Raw genomic sequence first — 13,849 nt, 5'->3', positions numbered from 1 at the left:
ATGCCGCTGGTGGGCAGCGAGTCGACCGAGGCGGGGGCGGCCAGCCGGCGGTTCTCCGCGACCGCCCCGCCGTGCGGGGCGTGTCCGGACTCGGCGTGCGAGACGCCCGCCGGCCCAGCTCTTTTCGAAGAGGTTACCGATAGGTGAAACTGGATGCGTGGTTACTGCATTCAGAGTGCAAATAGCCTTGCGAGGTCGGGACGACGAGTGCCGGGCGGTCCGCCGGCTGCTCGACCGGGCCGACGGCGGCGCGCTGCTGATCCACGGCGAGCCGGGCTCCGGCCGCAGCGCGATGCTGGCGTATGCCCGGCGGCACGCCGGTGCGCGCGCGGTCCTCGCCGGCGCCGGACTCCCCGACGAGGCGACCCTGCCCTACGCGGGCCTGCAACGCCTCCTCGACCCGGTGCTCGACCGGGTCGGATCGCTGCCCGAGCGGCAACGGCGGGTGCTGCGACGGGCGCTGACCGGCGGCGGCTGCCCGGGCACCCAGCGGCTGGCTCTGGCCACCGCCGTGCTCGGCCTGCTGGCCGCCGCCGCCCGCGACCGTCCACTGCTGTGCACGATGGACGACGTCGACACCGGCGACCCGGAGACCGCCGAGACGCTCGCCGTCGTGGCCCGCCGACTGTGCCGGCTGCCGGTCGCCCTTCTGCTCGCCGCGGTTGGTGAGTCGGCGGCCCACGACCTCCCCGCCCACCGGCTCCGCCCGCTCGACGAGCGGCAGTGCCGCGCGCTGCTCGCCGACCGGCGGCCCGCCCCACCGCCGGCCGCGGTGGCCGCCGGACTGGCGGTGGCCGGCGGCGGCAACCCGCAGGCGCTGGTCGACCTCGCCGACACCCTCACCCCCGGACAGTGGCACGGGGAGGAGCCGCTGCCCGCCGCCCCGCCGGCCGGCGGCGCGCTCGGCGCCGCCTACCGCGCCCGCCTCGACCGGCTGCCCCCGGACACCCGGCGGTTGCTGCTGCTGGCCGCGCTCGACCCCGACGGGGACCCGGCCACCCTGGTCCGGGCGGCGCGCTGCGCCGGCCTGGCCGTCGAGGCGCTGGCGCCGGCCGAGGCCGCCGGCCTGCTGCACGCCGGCCCGGGGGGCGTGACCTTTCCGTACCCGCTGACCCGGACGATGATCGAGCTGGTCGCGCCGCTCGCCGAACGGCAGGCGGCCCACCTGCTGCTGGCCCGGGCGCTGGACGGCCGACCGCTGCGCCGGGCCCTGCACCGGGCCGCCGCCACCGACGGCCCCGACCCGGCGCTGGCGGCGGAGCTGGAGGCGGCGGCCGCCGACGGCGCCGACGACCGGACCGGGGCGGTCGCCGCGCTGCGCCGCGCCGCCGAACTCAGCGCCGACCCCGCCCGCGCCGCCGAACGGACGGTCGCCGCCGCCCGCTGCGCCTGGACGGCCGGCCACCCCGAGGAGGCCCGGCGGCTGCTGCACGGGCTGCCCGCCGACCCGGCCGCGGCCGGCCGGGCCGACCTGCTGCGCGGCGAGATGCAACTGCGCTGCGACGCGCCCTCCACCGCGGTCGCCACCCTGCTCGCGGCCGCCGAGGCGGTCGCACCGGCCGACCGCCGGGCCGCCCTGCTCGGCCTGGTCCGGGCCGGCGAGGCCATCTGCCTCACCGGTGACCACTACCGGTACGCCGAGGTGGCGCGGCGGGCGGCGGCGCTGAGCCGGCCCGGCGACCCGCCGGACGTGGCGCTGCTGACCACGTTCACGGCCGGCGTCGCGGCCACCCTGCGCGGCGACCACGAGCAGGGCGGGCCGGCGCTGCGCCGGGTGGTCGTCCTGGGTGGCCGGTTGACCGGACCGGCGCTCACCCCGGCCGCGCTGGTCTGTGCGGCTGTGGCGGGGCTGCTGGTGGCGGTGGACGGCGCGGCGCACCGGCTCGCCGACCGCGCCGTCGAGCTGGCCCGGGCCCGGGGCGAGCTGTCCGTGCTACCCCGCGCGCTGGAGCTGCGGGCGGTCGCCGAGTACTGGCTGGGCCGGCACGCCACGGCCACCGAGACCGCCCACGAGGGGCTGGGGATCGCCCGCGTCACCGGGCAGCGGACCTGCGCGCGGGTCCACCTCGGCATCCTCGCCGTACTGGCCGCGGTGCGGGCCGACCGGGCCACCAGCCTCGCCCGGATCGCCGAGATCGGCGACGGCGCCGCCCCGGGCAGCCGCCCCTACGCGTACGCCCAGTGGGCGCTCGGCGTGCTCGACCTGGTCGACGGCCGGCACGCCGACGCGGCCAACCGGCTGGCGTCGCTGGCCCGCAGCGGCACCGGCCGCGGTCAGGTCCTCGTGCAGGTGATGGCCACGCCGTACCTGGTGGAGGCCGCCGCACACGACGGCGGGCGGCCCGCCGCAGCGCTCGCCGTCTTCGACCGCTGGGCCAGCAGCACGGCGAGCCCGTCGCGCCGGGCGCTCTCCGCCCGCTGCCACGCGTTGCTCGCGCCCCGGGGCAGCGCCGAGGCCGAGCGGGAGTTCCGCACCGCGCTGCGGCTGCACCCCGCCGACACGGACCGGTTCGAGCGGGCCCGCACCGAGTTGCTGTTCGGCCGGGAGCTGCGCCGGGCCCGTCGGCCGCGGGACGCCCGGGCGTACCTGCACCGGGCGTGGGAGACGTTCACCCTGCTCGGCGCGACGGTCTGGGCCGAGCAGGCCGGCGCGGAACTGCGCGCGGCGGGAGAGTCGGTCGGGTCGTCGCAACACCCGCCGGCCCAGCTGCTGACCGGCCAGCAGCTGCACATCGCCCGGCTGGTCGCCGAGGGGGCCACCAACCGGGAGATCGCCACCCGGATGTCGCTCTCCACGCGGACCATCGACCACCACCTGCGCAACATCTTTCACCGGCTCGGCGTCCGCTCCCGCACCGAACTGGCGCGCCTCTTCGCCTAGGGGCGGGCGGGCGACACCCGGCTGCCGCACCCTTTGCGGGGTAGGGTGCGGGTTCCGACTGGAGTACGGATTGTCCAGGGGGTCTGCGGTGCGCCCACGCGACGGCGAGCTGGCTGGCAACGAGCCCTATGACGTGAACTACGACGAGGTCTACCGCGACGCCGCCGACTCGGGCGGGCCGCCCTGGAACATCGGTGGTCCCCAGCCGGCCCTGGCGGCGGTGCTCGACGCCGGGGTGAAGGGCCCGACGGTGCTCGACGTCGGTTGCGGCACCGGTGATCTCGCGATCGCCCTCGCCCGCCGCGGCTACCGGGTGACGGGGGTCGACATCTCGCGGGTGGCGATCGAGGCGGCCCGCGCCAAGGCCGCCGGCGAGGGCCTGACGGTGCACTTCGAGGTCCAGGACGCCACCGACCTGTCGTTGCCGTCGGCGCCGTTCGACTCGGTGTTCGACTCCGGCCTGCTGCACAGCCTCGTCCGGCGCGGCGACGGCGCGGCGGACGAATACCTCGCGGCACTGCCGGGCCTCGCCGCGCCGGGCGCGACCGTCTTCGTGCTGGCGGTGTCCCTGACCGCGAGCAACGGCTGGGGCGTGACCGAGGAGTTCCTGCGGGCCGGCTTCGCCGAGCCGGCGTGGGTCGACACCGAGGTCGAGGAGATCGACGTGGCCGCGCGGGCCGGCGGTCAGGACCTCACGCTGGCCGGCTTCCTGCTCCGCACGGTCCGCGCACCCGACACCTGACCCCGACCGGGCGGGAACGTGCGTCAGCGTACGGCGGCCACGGCGGCGTCGGCCCCGCCGCGCCACAGCACCCCGGCCTCGGTGAAGCCGGCCGCGCGCAGGGCGTCGAGGTGCCAGGCCGCCGGCGGGTTCCACTCGGGACTGTGCCCGGTCGGGTAGATCTGCTGCCGCTTCTCCACCAGCGGCCCGAGCACCGGGTCGGCGGCGGCCTGCGCCCACCAGTCCGCCCAGGACAGCGCGGCGCCTGCGCGGTGGCGGGCGTGCCGGCCCGCCCGGGCCCGCTCCGCGAGCCGGGTGGTGAGCGTGGGCAGTGCGTCGTCGAGCATGTGGTCGGCGTTGACGAACACCCCGCCCGGCCGCAGCACGTCCCGTAGTTCGCGGTAGAGGGCGGCCAGGCGCGGCCCGTCCAACCAGTGCAGGGCGGTGGCGGTGAGCACCGCGTCGTAGTCGCGGTGGGGGAGCACCCGGGCCCAGTCGGTCTGGTTGAGGTCGGCGGTGACCACGGTGGCCCGGCCGGCCAGGGACGCCTCGGCGAGGGTGAGCAGGACCGGGTCCAGGTCGACGACGGTGACCTCGGCGTCCGGGCGGCGGGCCAGGGCCCGCAGGCTGATCGAGCCGGTGCCGCCGGCGAGGTCGAGCAGGCGCGGCGGCCGGTCACCGGCCACGGCCTCGGCGGCGTCGAGCAGCGCGGTGATCCGGTGCTCCCGGTCCGGCAGGTACGCCTCCTGCTGCCGGTCCCAGCTCTCCTGCCATGCCCGCGCGTCCAGTCCGTAAGGAGTCATGGCGGTGACGATAGTTACCGGACCGGCCGCCTGTCGAGGCTTGTTGCCTATCTTTTGCAATAGCCGGGAGCCGGGCCGTAGCGGCGACCGTCCCCGCGGCGTCACCGGGCGGGGACGTCGCGGGGGTCGCCCGTGACGGCGGGTTGACGCGACCTCCGGCAGGGTCGCAGCGCGACGACGTGGTGGTCCGGTGACACCGGCCGCGACAGCTCCACCGTCTCCCGCAGGCCGTCGAAGGGGACTTCATGATCAGGACGATGCTCCGGCTGCGCGCGCGTCCGGGCTGCGAGCCCGCCGTGCGATCCGCGTGGCGGACGGTCGCGGGGCGGATCGGCGGGCTGACCGGCAACCTCCGGCACGAGCTGCTGCTCGACGCCCTGGACCCGCGCGGGTTCGTCGTCGTCACCGAGTGGGCCGACGAGGCGGCGCTGCGCGCGTACCGGGACGGGTCGGTGGCCGCGCGGCTGGCCGAGCTGGTCCGGCCGCTGACCGAGCCGGCCGGCCCGGCCGACTACCCGGTGCTGCGGGAGCACGGGGCGGGCGACTCGACGGTCTACGTGGACGTGGAGCTGAGCGTGCCGGCGCCCCGGCTCGCCGAGTTCCACCGGGGCTACCCGGAGGTCAGGGCGCGGATGGCCGGGGTGCCCGGGTACCGGCGCGAGCAGTTGCTGCGCGAACCCGGGTCGGACGTGCACCACATCTTCGCCGAGTGGAACAGCGCGGCGGAGTTCCTCCGCTGGATCGCCGATCCGGCCCACGCCTCCGCGCAGGCCGGGCCGATCGCGCCGTTCCTTCTCGACATCCGGCGCCGCCTGTTCCACGTCGTGCCCGACGAGGGCGGCAGGCGACAACCCACCACGGGCAGGGAGGCCGACGTGCACAGGACAACGGACGTACTCGTCGTCGGGGCGGGGCCCACCGGGCTGACCGCCGCCGTCGAGCTGGCCCGGCGGGGCATCGAGTGCCGGGTGATCGACAAGCTGGCCACCCCGGCCGGGCAGGCCGACAAGGCGATCGGCGTGCACTGCCGCACCATGGAGATCTGGGAGGAGCAGGGCGTCGTCCGGGAGGCCATGGACGCCGGCATCTGGCTCACCGGCAACATGGTCTTCGTCAACGGGGTGCAGACCCACCGGATGAGCTGGGAGCTGCCCGGCCTGCCGTACGCGCACCTCGGCCTGCCCCAGTACGAGACCGAGCGCATCCTCACCGCCCGGCTGGCCACCCTCGGCGTACGCCCGCAGCGCGGCGCCGAGCTGGTCGGCTTCACCCAGGACGAGGACGGGGTGACGGTCACCGTCACCACCGCCGACGGCGGCACCGAGACGGTCCGCGCCAAGTACCTGGTCGGCTGCGACGGCGCGCACAGCCGCGTGCGGGAACTGCTCGGGCTCACCTTCACCGGCGGGCTGGGCCGGTTCCCGCAGCTGTTCATGCTCGGCGACGTCGACGTGGACTGGGACATGCCGGACGGTCACCTGCTGCGGTTCCTGCACGAGACCGAGGGCCGGATGGACGGCATGCTGGTCTGCGTCCCGCTGCGCGGCGAGCGCCGGTACCGGATCGCCACCCTGGCCCCGCCCCGCTTCTTCGCCCAGACCGGCGGGCAGGACGCCCCGCCCGGGTTCAGCGCGGAACTGGGCGCGCCGACCCTGGCCGACGTCCAGGCCGCCCTCGACCACCTCGCCCCGCCCGGCACCCGCGCCTCGAACCTGCGCTGGTCGTCGGTGTTCCGGATCAGCCACGGCATCGTCGACCGCTACCGGGACGGCCGGGTGTTCGTGGTCGGGGACGCCGCCCACCTGCACCCGCCGGCCGGCGGCCAGGGCATGAACACCGGGATCCAGGACGCCTGGAACCTGGCCTGGAAGCTGGCCCTGGCGGTCCGCGGGCTCGCCGCGCCCGGCCTGCTGGACAGCTACGAGGCCGAGCGGCGGCCGGAGGGCGAGGAGATCGTCGGCCGTGCGGTGCGGATGGCGTTCACCGACGAGCTGGACCGCGAGGACCTGAAGCGGCAGTTCCTCCAGGAGATGTCGATGCTGCTCAGCTACGCGGGCAGCCCGCTGGTCGGCGAGTGTGTGTCCGATCCGGACGCGCTCGGCGAGGCCCCCCGCCCCGGCGACCGCGCTCCCGACGTCGACGGGCTGCGCCGGCGCGGCGTCGGCCACCCGCTGCGGCTGCGCGACCTGACCCGCGGCACCCGGCACACGCTGCTGCTCTACGCCGACGCGTCGGCCGACGAGGCGGCGCTGGGCGCGATCGCCGAGCTCTGCGCCGACGTGCGGCGGCAGGCGGCCGAGGAGGTCGACGCGTACCTGCTGCTCAGCCCGGACGCCGTCGAGCCGCGGCTGCTCGACCCGCCGACGGTGTGCGACGCCGACGGCCGGTTCCGGGCCGCCTACGGGGTGACCGGCACCGGGCTCTACCTGATCCGCCCGGACGGGCACGTCGGGTTCCGCAGCCGGCCGGTCGACGCCGACGCGCTCCGCAAGCACCTGCACCTGGTGTTCGGGGGTGCCCGGTGACCCGGGTACGCACGGTGCTCGCGATGCGCACCCGGGAGGGCTGCGAGCAGCGCTTTGAGGCGGAGTGGCGCACCGCGGCCGAGGAGATCCGCACGCTGGACGGCTGCCTGCACCAGGACCTGGTCCGCGACGCCGACGACCCGCGCAGCTATCTGATCATCAGCGACTGGGCGGACCGCGAGCGGCTGGACGCCTTCGGCCGCAGCGAGCACCGGGACCGGCTGCTGCGCATCATTCGTGAGCTGCGCGAATCCGCGCAGCGGCACACCTACCAGGTGCTGCACAGTGTGGGCAGCGCGCCGGAGGAGGACCGATGACCGAGGACGCCGTTCCGGCGGGCGAGCTCTACACCGACGGGTTCGCCGCCGACCCCTACCCGACCTTCGCCCGGCTGCGGACCGACCGGCCGGTGTGCCCGGTCAGCTCCCCGCGCTTCGACTCCTGGCTGATCACCCGCTTCGACGACGCCCGCGCCGCGCTGACCGACCCGCGGCTGTCCAAGGACCTCTACGGTCCCGCCCAGCACTACCTGCGGATCTTCGGCCCGAACTCTGAGGGGTTGAACCGCAACATGCTCAACTCGGACCCGCCGGAGCACACTCGGCTGCGCCGGGTGGTGTCCCAGGCGTTCGCGCCGCGGCGCATCGAGGCGCTGCGGCCCCGGGTGGCGCAGGTCGTCGACCAGCTGATCGACAAGATGCTGCCGCAGGGCCAGGCCGAGCTGATGCACGACTTCGCCATCCCGCTGCCGATGACGGTCATCTGCGAGCTGCTCGGGGTGCCGCCGGCCGACCACGACCGGGTGCTCGACTGGACCCAGGTGATCCGCACCTCCGGCTCGACCCGCCGGCCGCCTCAGGAGGAGCGGGCGGCCGTGCAGGAGGCCCAGCTGCGCCTGCACCACTACTTCGCCGACCTCGTGCGGGCCAAGCGCGACGACCCGGCCGACGACATCATCGGGGCGCTCATCGACGCGGTCGACCGCGACGGGACGCTCTCCGAGGCCGAGCTGGTCACCACCACGTTCCTGCTGGTGTTCGCCGGGCACCAGACCACCGCGGATTTCCTCGGCAACGCGGTGCTGGCGCTGCTGACCCATCCCGAGCAGCTCGAGATGCTGCGCGCCACGCCCCAGCTGCTGCCCGCGGCGATCGAGGAGCTGCTCCGGTTCGACGGCCCGCTGCCGGTGGCCAGCCCGCGGATCGCCACCGAGGACGTCGAGTACCAGGGGGTGTGCATCCCCGCCGGGTCGATCGTCGGCGTGGCGATCAACGCGGCGAACCACGACCCCGCCCACTTCACCGACCCGGACCGGCTGGACCTGCGCCGGGTCCGCGGCCCGCACCTGGGTTTCGGGCACGGGGTGCACTACTGCCTCGGCGTCTCGCTGGCCCGGATGGAGGCGCAGATCGCGCTCGCCGCGCTGCTGCGCCGGCTGCCCGGGCTGCGGCTCGGGGTGCCCCTCGCCGAGGTCCGCCGGCTGCCCGCCGCGTCGCCGTTCCGCGGCCTGCTGGAGTTGCCGATCACCTTCGCCGCCTGAGCCGCCTGTCCGACCACTCGAACCCACTCAAGGAGCATTCATGGTCTTCCGGAACGTGATCGTCTGCCACATGGTCCCCGGCAGCGACAAGATCGTCGGGGACGTCTTCGGCCATTACGACCAGGCCACCCGGCCCCAGGACCTCGGGGTCATCGGGCGGATCCTGCTGTCCCACCACGACCTCTACATCCACGTCATCGAGCGCGAGCAGGACCCGAGGATCTCGGGCCAGACCCGAGGGCTGCCCGCGTTCCAGAAGATCGCCGAGGCCATCGGCCCGTACGTGACGCCGTACCCGCGCTACTGGAAGAACCCGTCCGACTCGGTGGCCAAGGAGTTCTACCACTGGGCCCCGGCGGGGGAGCCGCCCGCGGACACCACGCTCACCGTGATCGTCGGGCGGATCAAGCCCGGCGCCGAACCGGACGTGGCCCGGGTCTTCGGCGAGTCGGACGCCGGGTCGCTGCCGACCGAGCTGGGCGTCACCGGACGCTGGCTCTACTCGATCGACGACGTCTACGTCCACCTGCTCGAACAGGAGACGTCGGCCGCCGAGGCGACCCGTAACAACCACGACGACAAACCGGTCTTCGCGAAGGTGATGCAGGATCTCGCCCCCTACGTCAGCCCGTACCGGCCGGAGGAGTGGCACGGCCCGCAGGACTCGGTGGCCACGGTGTTCTACCGCTGGCAGGCCCAGGACTGAGCCGCGGGGCGGGGGCGTTCGAGGACGCCCCCGCCGCCCGCTATCGTCGGCCTCTCCGGACGGCGCCGGGCCGCACCGGGTGAGACGTGAACAGGCGGTCGCCGGTGTCCCGAGCACGCAGATTCGTCCCACCGGCGCTGCTGTTCCTGGTCCTCGCCGCCCTGGTGGCCTCCGGCATCCGGCCGTACGACCGGCTGACCTGGCTGCTGGAGACGGTCTGGGTGCTCGTCGGCGTCCCGCTGGTGCTGGTCACCTGGCGCCGGTTCCCGCTGACCACGCTGCTCTGCTGCCTGCTCGCCGCGCACGCGCTGATCCTCGTGGTCGGCGGCCACTACAGCTACGCGCGCACGCCGGTCGGCGACTGGGCGCGGGAGGCGTTCCACCTGTCCCGCAACCCGTACGACCGGCTCGGCCACTTCGCCCAGGGCTTCGTGCCGGCGATCCTGGTCCGCGAGATCCTGGTCCGCCGGTCGCCGCTGCGCGGCAGCCGCTGGCTCGCCCCGCTGGTGGTCTGCGCCTGCCTGGCGTTCAGCGCCCTCTTCGAGATGATCGAGTGGTGGGCGGCGCTGGCCGGCGGGTCGGCGGCCGACGATTTCCTCGCCACCCAGGGCGACGTCTGGGACACCCAGTGGGACATGTTCCTGGCGCTGGTCGGCGCGATCACGTCGCTGGCGCTGCTCAGCCGCCTGCACGACCGCCAGTTGCCGGCCACCACCCGGCCGCCCGCCGGGGTCGATGTCCGGGCGGCCCGGACCGACGCCTGACCGGAGGGCTCACTCGTCGCCGACGGTCTCCGTCTCGCCGTCGTGCTCGTACCGGGGCGTCAGGTGCTCGTCGGGCTGCGGCGCCTGGGCCAGGTTGTGGTGCGGGTCGCCGTCCGCCGAGTACAGGACGTCGTCGGTCTTCTTGGTCTTCTCCCGGTCCTCTTCCGGCTCCGTCACGTCCGCTCCTCGCCAGGTGCCGTCGATGACCGCCCGCCGGTGGCGGGACGGTCCGGTCCGATTTCCACCCTAGGCGCGGCGGCGGGCGGTGGTAGGCGAATGCCGGCGAGGCCCGCCGTCCGGGCGCGCTCGGGCGAAAGCCGCCCGTGGGCAGCGGTGATGCGACAGGGTGGTGCTGCGGACGGCCCGCGCGGGGCCGTCGCGGCTGCCGCCGGCGGTACGGGGGTGTCGGGTGCCGACCAGGGAGATCATCCAGCACGTCGGAACGCTCCTGGACCTGGCCGGGGTGCTGGTCATCGCGGTCGGCGTCGCGGTCGCCACGGTCGTCTTCGCGCTGCGCTGGTGGCGCACCCGGCAGGTCGTCGACCACTACCGGGCGTACCGGCAGGGGGTCGGGCGGGCCATCCTGCTCGGCCTGGAACTCCTGGTCGCCGGGGACATCATCCGGACCGTGGCGGTGTCGCCCACCTTCACCAGCGTCGGGGTGCTGGCGCTGATCGTGGCGGTCCGGACGTTCCTCAGCGTCTCGCTGCAGGTGGAGCTGGACGGCCGCTGGCCGTGGCAGGGCAAGGCACCGGTCGGCGGCTCCAGCGTGGGGTCCCGACCGGAGCGCTGAGAGCGCCGAAGCAGCGCCTCAGATGTTGGCGGAGTCCGCCGGCACCCCGCCCGGCAGGGACGGCGCGCCACCCGGCGGCTGCTCGCCCCGGCAGCGCAGCCCGAGGGTGTACGCGGTCATCGACAGCGACCCGTACGCGTACCCGTCGACCAGCACGTCGGGGCGGTCCCCGGCGGCGCCGGCCAGCCCGGCCAGGTAGAGCAGCGGGATGAAGTGGTCCGGCGTCGGCACCGCGAGGCCGAAGTCCCGGTGCCCGTCCAGCCGGGCCGCCTCGGTCGGCGCGTCCTGGACCGTCTCCCGGGCGGCGTCGTCGAAGCGGCGCGCCCAGTCGAAGCCCTCGTCGGTGAGCCGCGGGTCGACCCCGCCCAGGTTGTGCACCACGTTGCCGCTGGCCACCACCAGCACGCCGCGCTCGCGCAGCGGGGCGAGCCGGGCGCCGAGGTCGAGGTGGTAGTCGAACGGCTTGAACGCGTTGATGCTCAGCTGCACCACCGGGATGTCGGCCTCGGGGAACGCGTGGGTCAGCACCGACCAGGTGCCGTGGTCGATGCCCCAGGAGTCCAGGTCGGCGCCGACCCAGGTGGGGTGCACCACGTCGCTGATCTCCTCGGCCAGCTCCGGTAGCCCGGGCGCGGGGTACCGCACGTCGAAGAGCTGCTGCGGGAAGCCGTAGAAGTCGTGGATGGTGCGCGGCCGGGGCATCGCGGTGACCGCGGTGGCGCCGATGTACCAATGCGCGGAGACCACCAGGATGGCCCGGGGCCGGGGCACCGACCGGCCGAACTCCCGCCAGGCGGCGGTGTAGCGGTTGACCTCCAGCGCGTTCATCGGGTTGCCGTGCCCGAAGAAGGCCGCCGGCAGCGCCGTCTGGGTGTTCTGCTCGCTCATCTCGCTCCCCGGGCCGGCCGCGCCCCGAGGCTAACCCGAAGGCCTCTCGCGCGTCCGGCCACCGGCCGTGCCGGGCGGGAGAGTTGGCGAATACCCCCGGGGGGTATAAGGTGGCGGCGGAGGTGGAGTTCGATGGAACACGAGCACGGGCACCACGGCGCGGACCACGACGAGCACGCGGGCCACGACATGCACGGTGGGCACGACAAGCACGCAGGGCACGACAAGCACGCGGGGCACGACCCGGAGCAGTTCCGCCGCAAGTTCTGGCTGAGCCTGGCGCTGACCCTGCCGATCGTGCTCACCAGCCACATGGTCATGGACTGGTTCGGCTACTCGCTGGAATTCCCGGGCGTCCGCTGGGTCGGCCCGGTCCTCGGCACGGTCGTCTTCTTCTACGGCGGCTGGCCGTTCCTGGTCGGCGGCGTCCGCGAGGTGCGCGACCGGGCGCCGGGCATGATGCTGCTGATCTCGATGGCGATCACCGTCGCCTACCTGGCCTCGGTGGCCACCAGCCTCGGCCTGTTCGACCTGGACTTCTGGTGGGAACTGGCCGCCCTGGTCACCATCATGCTGCTCGGGCACTGGCAGGAGATGAAGGCGATCGGGCAGGCCCAGGGAGCCCTGTCGGCGCTCGCCGCGCTGCTACCCGACGACGCCGAACGCCTCGACGACGCCGGGCAGCCGCACCGGGTGCCGGTGCCCGACCTGCGGGTGGGTGACCTGGTGCTGGTCCGCTCCGGTGGCCGGGTCCCGGCCGACGGCCGGATCGTGGACGGGTCCGCCGAGCTGGACGAGTCGATGATCACCGGTGAGTCCCGACCGGTGCCGCGCGCCGTCGGGGACCGGGTGGTCGCCGGCACCGTGGCCACCGACTCGGCCCTGCGGGTACGCGTCGAGGCCGTCGGCGAGGACACCGCGCTCGCCGGCATCGGCCGGCTCGTCGCCCAGGCGCAGTCCTCCGGCGGGCGCGCCCAGGTGCTCGCCGACCGGTTCGCCGCGCTGCTGTTCTACGTCGCGGCCCTCGCCGGCCTGGCCACCTTCGCGGCCTGGCTGGTGCTCGGCAACACCGACCAGGCCGTGGTCCGTACCGTGACGGTGCTGGTGATCGCCTGCCCGCACGCCCTCGGGCTGGCCATCCCGCTGGTCGTGGCGCTCTCCACGGCGCTCTCCGCCCGCGCCGGCATCCTGGTGAAGGACCGGCTCGCCCTGGAACGGATGCGCACCGTCGACGCGGTGCTGTTCGACAAGACCGGCACCCTCACCAAGGGACGGCACACCCTGACCGGGGTGGCCGCCACCGGCGGGCTGGACGAGAACGGTGCGCTGCGCCTCGCCGGCGCGGTCGAGGCGGACAGCGAGCACCCGCTCGCCCGGGCCCTGGTGACCGCCGCGCAGGACCGGGGCCTGCGAGCCGCCGCCCGCGACTTCCGTTCGCTGACCGGCCGGGGCGTACGCGCCACGGTGGACGGCGCCGACTGGGCCGTGGGCGGCCCCGCCCTGCTGCGCGAACTGGGCACCGACGCCCCCGCCGAGCTGACCCGCGCGGCGGAGGACTGGTCCCGGCGGGGCGCCGCGGTGCTGCACCTGGTCCGGCTGCCCGGAGGCGGCCGCCCCGAGGTGGTCGGCGCGTTCGCCCTCGAGGACGAGGTCCGTCCCGAAGCCCGCGCGGCCATCGCCGAACTGCGCGAGCAGGGGGTGAAGAAGATCGTGATGATCACCGGGGACGCCCGGCCGGTCGCCGAGGCGGTCGCCGCCGACCTGGGTTTCCGCCCCGGCGTGGACGAGGTCTTCGCCGAGGTGCTCCCCGCCGACAAGGACAAGGCGGTCACCGAACTCCAGTCCCGCGGCCTGACCGTGGCGATGGTCGGCGACGGGGTCAACGACGCTCCCGCGCTCGCCCGCGCCGACGTGGGTGTGGCCATCGGCGCCGGCACCGACGTGGCGATCGAGTCGGCCGGGGTGGTGCTGGCGAGCTCCGATCCGCGCGGCGTCACCGGCGTGATCCGGCTGTCCCGGGCCTCGTACCGGAAGATGCGGCAGAACCTGGCCTGGGCGGCCGGCTACAACGTGGTGGCCATCCCGCTCGCCGCCGGGGTGCTGGGCTGGGCGGGCATCGCGCTCAGCCCGGCCGTCGCCGCGGTGCTGATGTCCGCCTCCACCATCGTGGTGGCGCTCAACGCCCAACTGCTCCGCCGGGTCCGGCTCACGCCGGCCGACGGCTGACG

General features: G+C 75.1%; 12 protein-coding genes. 9 read left to right on the top strand and 3 right to left on the bottom strand.

What is annotated here, in order from left to right; genetic code table 11:
- Positions 1 to 187 precede the first annotated feature (187 nt).
- Complete coding sequence (locus tag AB0F68_RS29945) at positions 188 to 2,881, top strand: AAA family ATPase (protein ID WP_357344280.1); 2,694 nt, start codon at positions 188 to 190, stop codon at positions 2,879 to 2,881.
- 88 nt (positions 2,882 to 2,969) lie between these two features.
- A complete protein-coding gene (locus tag AB0F68_RS29940; RefSeq protein WP_357344278.1) occupies positions 2,970 to 3,623 on the top strand; it encodes a class I SAM-dependent methyltransferase in 654 nt (217 codons plus the stop codon).
- 23 nt (positions 3,624 to 3,646) lie between these two features.
- Here the strand turns inward: AB0F68_RS29940 and AB0F68_RS29935 are convergent, their stop codons facing one another.
- The gene (locus tag AB0F68_RS29935; protein WP_357344276.1) at positions 3,647 to 4,405 is read right to left on the bottom strand and encodes a class I SAM-dependent methyltransferase; all 759 of its coding nucleotides are present in this window, start codon (positions 4,403 to 4,405) and stop codon (positions 3,647 to 3,649) included.
- 245 nt (positions 4,406 to 4,650) lie between these two features.
- Between AB0F68_RS29935 and AB0F68_RS29930 the strand changes: the two genes are divergently transcribed.
- From AB0F68_RS29930 to AB0F68_RS29910, 5 genes are all read left to right on the top strand, one after another.
- Positions 4,651 to 6,930 (top strand): FAD-dependent monooxygenase, encoded by a 2,280-nt coding sequence (locus AB0F68_RS29930; RefSeq protein WP_357344274.1) that lies wholly within the window; start codon positions 4,651 to 4,653, stop codon positions 6,928 to 6,930.
- The gene (locus AB0F68_RS29925; RefSeq protein WP_357344272.1) at positions 6,927 to 7,247 is read left to right on the top strand and encodes an antibiotic biosynthesis monooxygenase family protein; all 321 of its coding nucleotides are present in this window, start codon (positions 6,927 to 6,929) and stop codon (positions 7,245 to 7,247) included. Before AB0F68_RS29930 ends, AB0F68_RS29925 begins: the two co-directional genes overlap by 4 nt.
- Positions 7,244 to 8,470 (top strand): cytochrome P450, encoded by a 1,227-nt coding sequence (locus tag AB0F68_RS29920; protein ID WP_357344270.1) that lies wholly within the window; start codon positions 7,244 to 7,246, stop codon positions 8,468 to 8,470. Before AB0F68_RS29925 ends, AB0F68_RS29920 begins: the two co-directional genes overlap by 4 nt.
- A gap of 40 nt (positions 8,471 to 8,510) precedes the next feature.
- A complete protein-coding gene (locus AB0F68_RS29915; RefSeq protein ID WP_357344268.1) occupies positions 8,511 to 9,176 on the top strand; it encodes a TcmI family type II polyketide cyclase in 666 nt (221 codons plus the stop codon).
- Between the two features lie 104 nt (positions 9,177 to 9,280).
- On the top strand, positions 9,281 to 9,940 hold the full coding sequence (locus tag AB0F68_RS29910) for a DUF2238 domain-containing protein (RefSeq protein WP_357344266.1): 660 nt from the start codon (positions 9,281 to 9,283) through the stop codon (positions 9,938 to 9,940).
- A 9-nt stretch (positions 9,941 to 9,949) separates the two neighbouring features.
- On the opposite strand, the gene AB0F68_RS29905 is transcribed toward AB0F68_RS29910, so the two are convergent.
- Positions 9,950 to 10,117: a hypothetical protein gene (locus tag AB0F68_RS29905; protein WP_355666456.1), complete on the bottom strand. Its 168-nt coding sequence runs from the start codon at positions 10,115 to 10,117 to the stop codon at positions 9,950 to 9,952.
- 232 nt (positions 10,118 to 10,349) lie between these two features.
- Here AB0F68_RS29905 and AB0F68_RS29900 point away from each other — a divergent pair, with 232 nt between their 5' ends.
- Entirely contained in the window at positions 10,350 to 10,733 is a 384-nt protein-coding gene (locus tag AB0F68_RS29900; RefSeq protein ID WP_357344264.1) for a DUF1622 domain-containing protein, read from the top strand.
- A gap of 18 nt (positions 10,734 to 10,751) precedes the next feature.
- Here AB0F68_RS29900 and ygiD read toward each other — a convergent pair whose 3' ends face one another.
- Positions 10,752 to 11,621 (bottom strand): 4,5-DOPA dioxygenase extradiol, encoded by an 870-nt coding sequence (ygiD, locus tag AB0F68_RS29895; protein WP_357344262.1) that lies wholly within the window; start codon positions 11,619 to 11,621, stop codon positions 10,752 to 10,754.
- A gap of 132 nt (positions 11,622 to 11,753) precedes the next feature.
- Here ygiD and AB0F68_RS29890 point away from each other — a divergent pair, with 132 nt between their 5' ends.
- The gene (locus AB0F68_RS29890) at positions 11,754 to 13,847 is read left to right on the top strand and encodes a heavy metal translocating P-type ATPase (protein ID WP_357344260.1); all 2,094 of its coding nucleotides are present in this window, start codon (positions 11,754 to 11,756) and stop codon (positions 13,845 to 13,847) included.
- The last annotated feature ends 2 nt before the right edge of the window (positions 13,848 to 13,849 follow it).

This window comes from Micromonospora sp. NPDC023966, from assembly GCF_040639095.1.
In the GTDB taxonomy this organism is placed as follows: domain Bacteria; phylum Actinomycetota; class Actinomycetes; order Mycobacteriales; family Micromonosporaceae; genus Micromonospora.
Note: the sequence above shows the minus strand (reverse complement) of the source record. Positions and strands in the feature narration are given on the sequence as shown.

Excerpts from the sequence above, each read along its gene's own strand:
- AB0F68_RS29915 (WP_357344268.1), top strand. The coding sequence starts at position 8,511 with ATGGTCTTCCGGAACGTGATCGTCTGCCACATGGTCCCCGGCAGCGAC.
- AB0F68_RS29935 (WP_357344276.1), bottom strand. The coding sequence starts at position 4,405 with ATGACTCCTTACGGACTGGACGCGCGGGCATGGCAGGAGAGCTGGGAC.
- AB0F68_RS29930 (WP_357344274.1), top strand. The coding sequence starts at position 4,651 with ATGATCAGGACGATGCTCCGGCTGCGCGCGCGTCCGGGCTGCGAGCCC.
- ygiD (WP_357344262.1), bottom strand. The coding sequence starts at position 11,621 with ATGAGCGAGCAGAACACCCAGACGGCGCTGCCGGCGGCCTTCTTCGGG.
- AB0F68_RS29920 (WP_357344270.1), top strand. The coding sequence starts at position 7,244 with ATGACCGAGGACGCCGTTCCGGCGGGCGAGCTCTACACCGACGGGTTC.
- AB0F68_RS29890 (WP_357344260.1), top strand. The coding sequence starts at position 11,754 with ATGGAACACGAGCACGGGCACCACGGCGCGGACCACGACGAGCACGCG.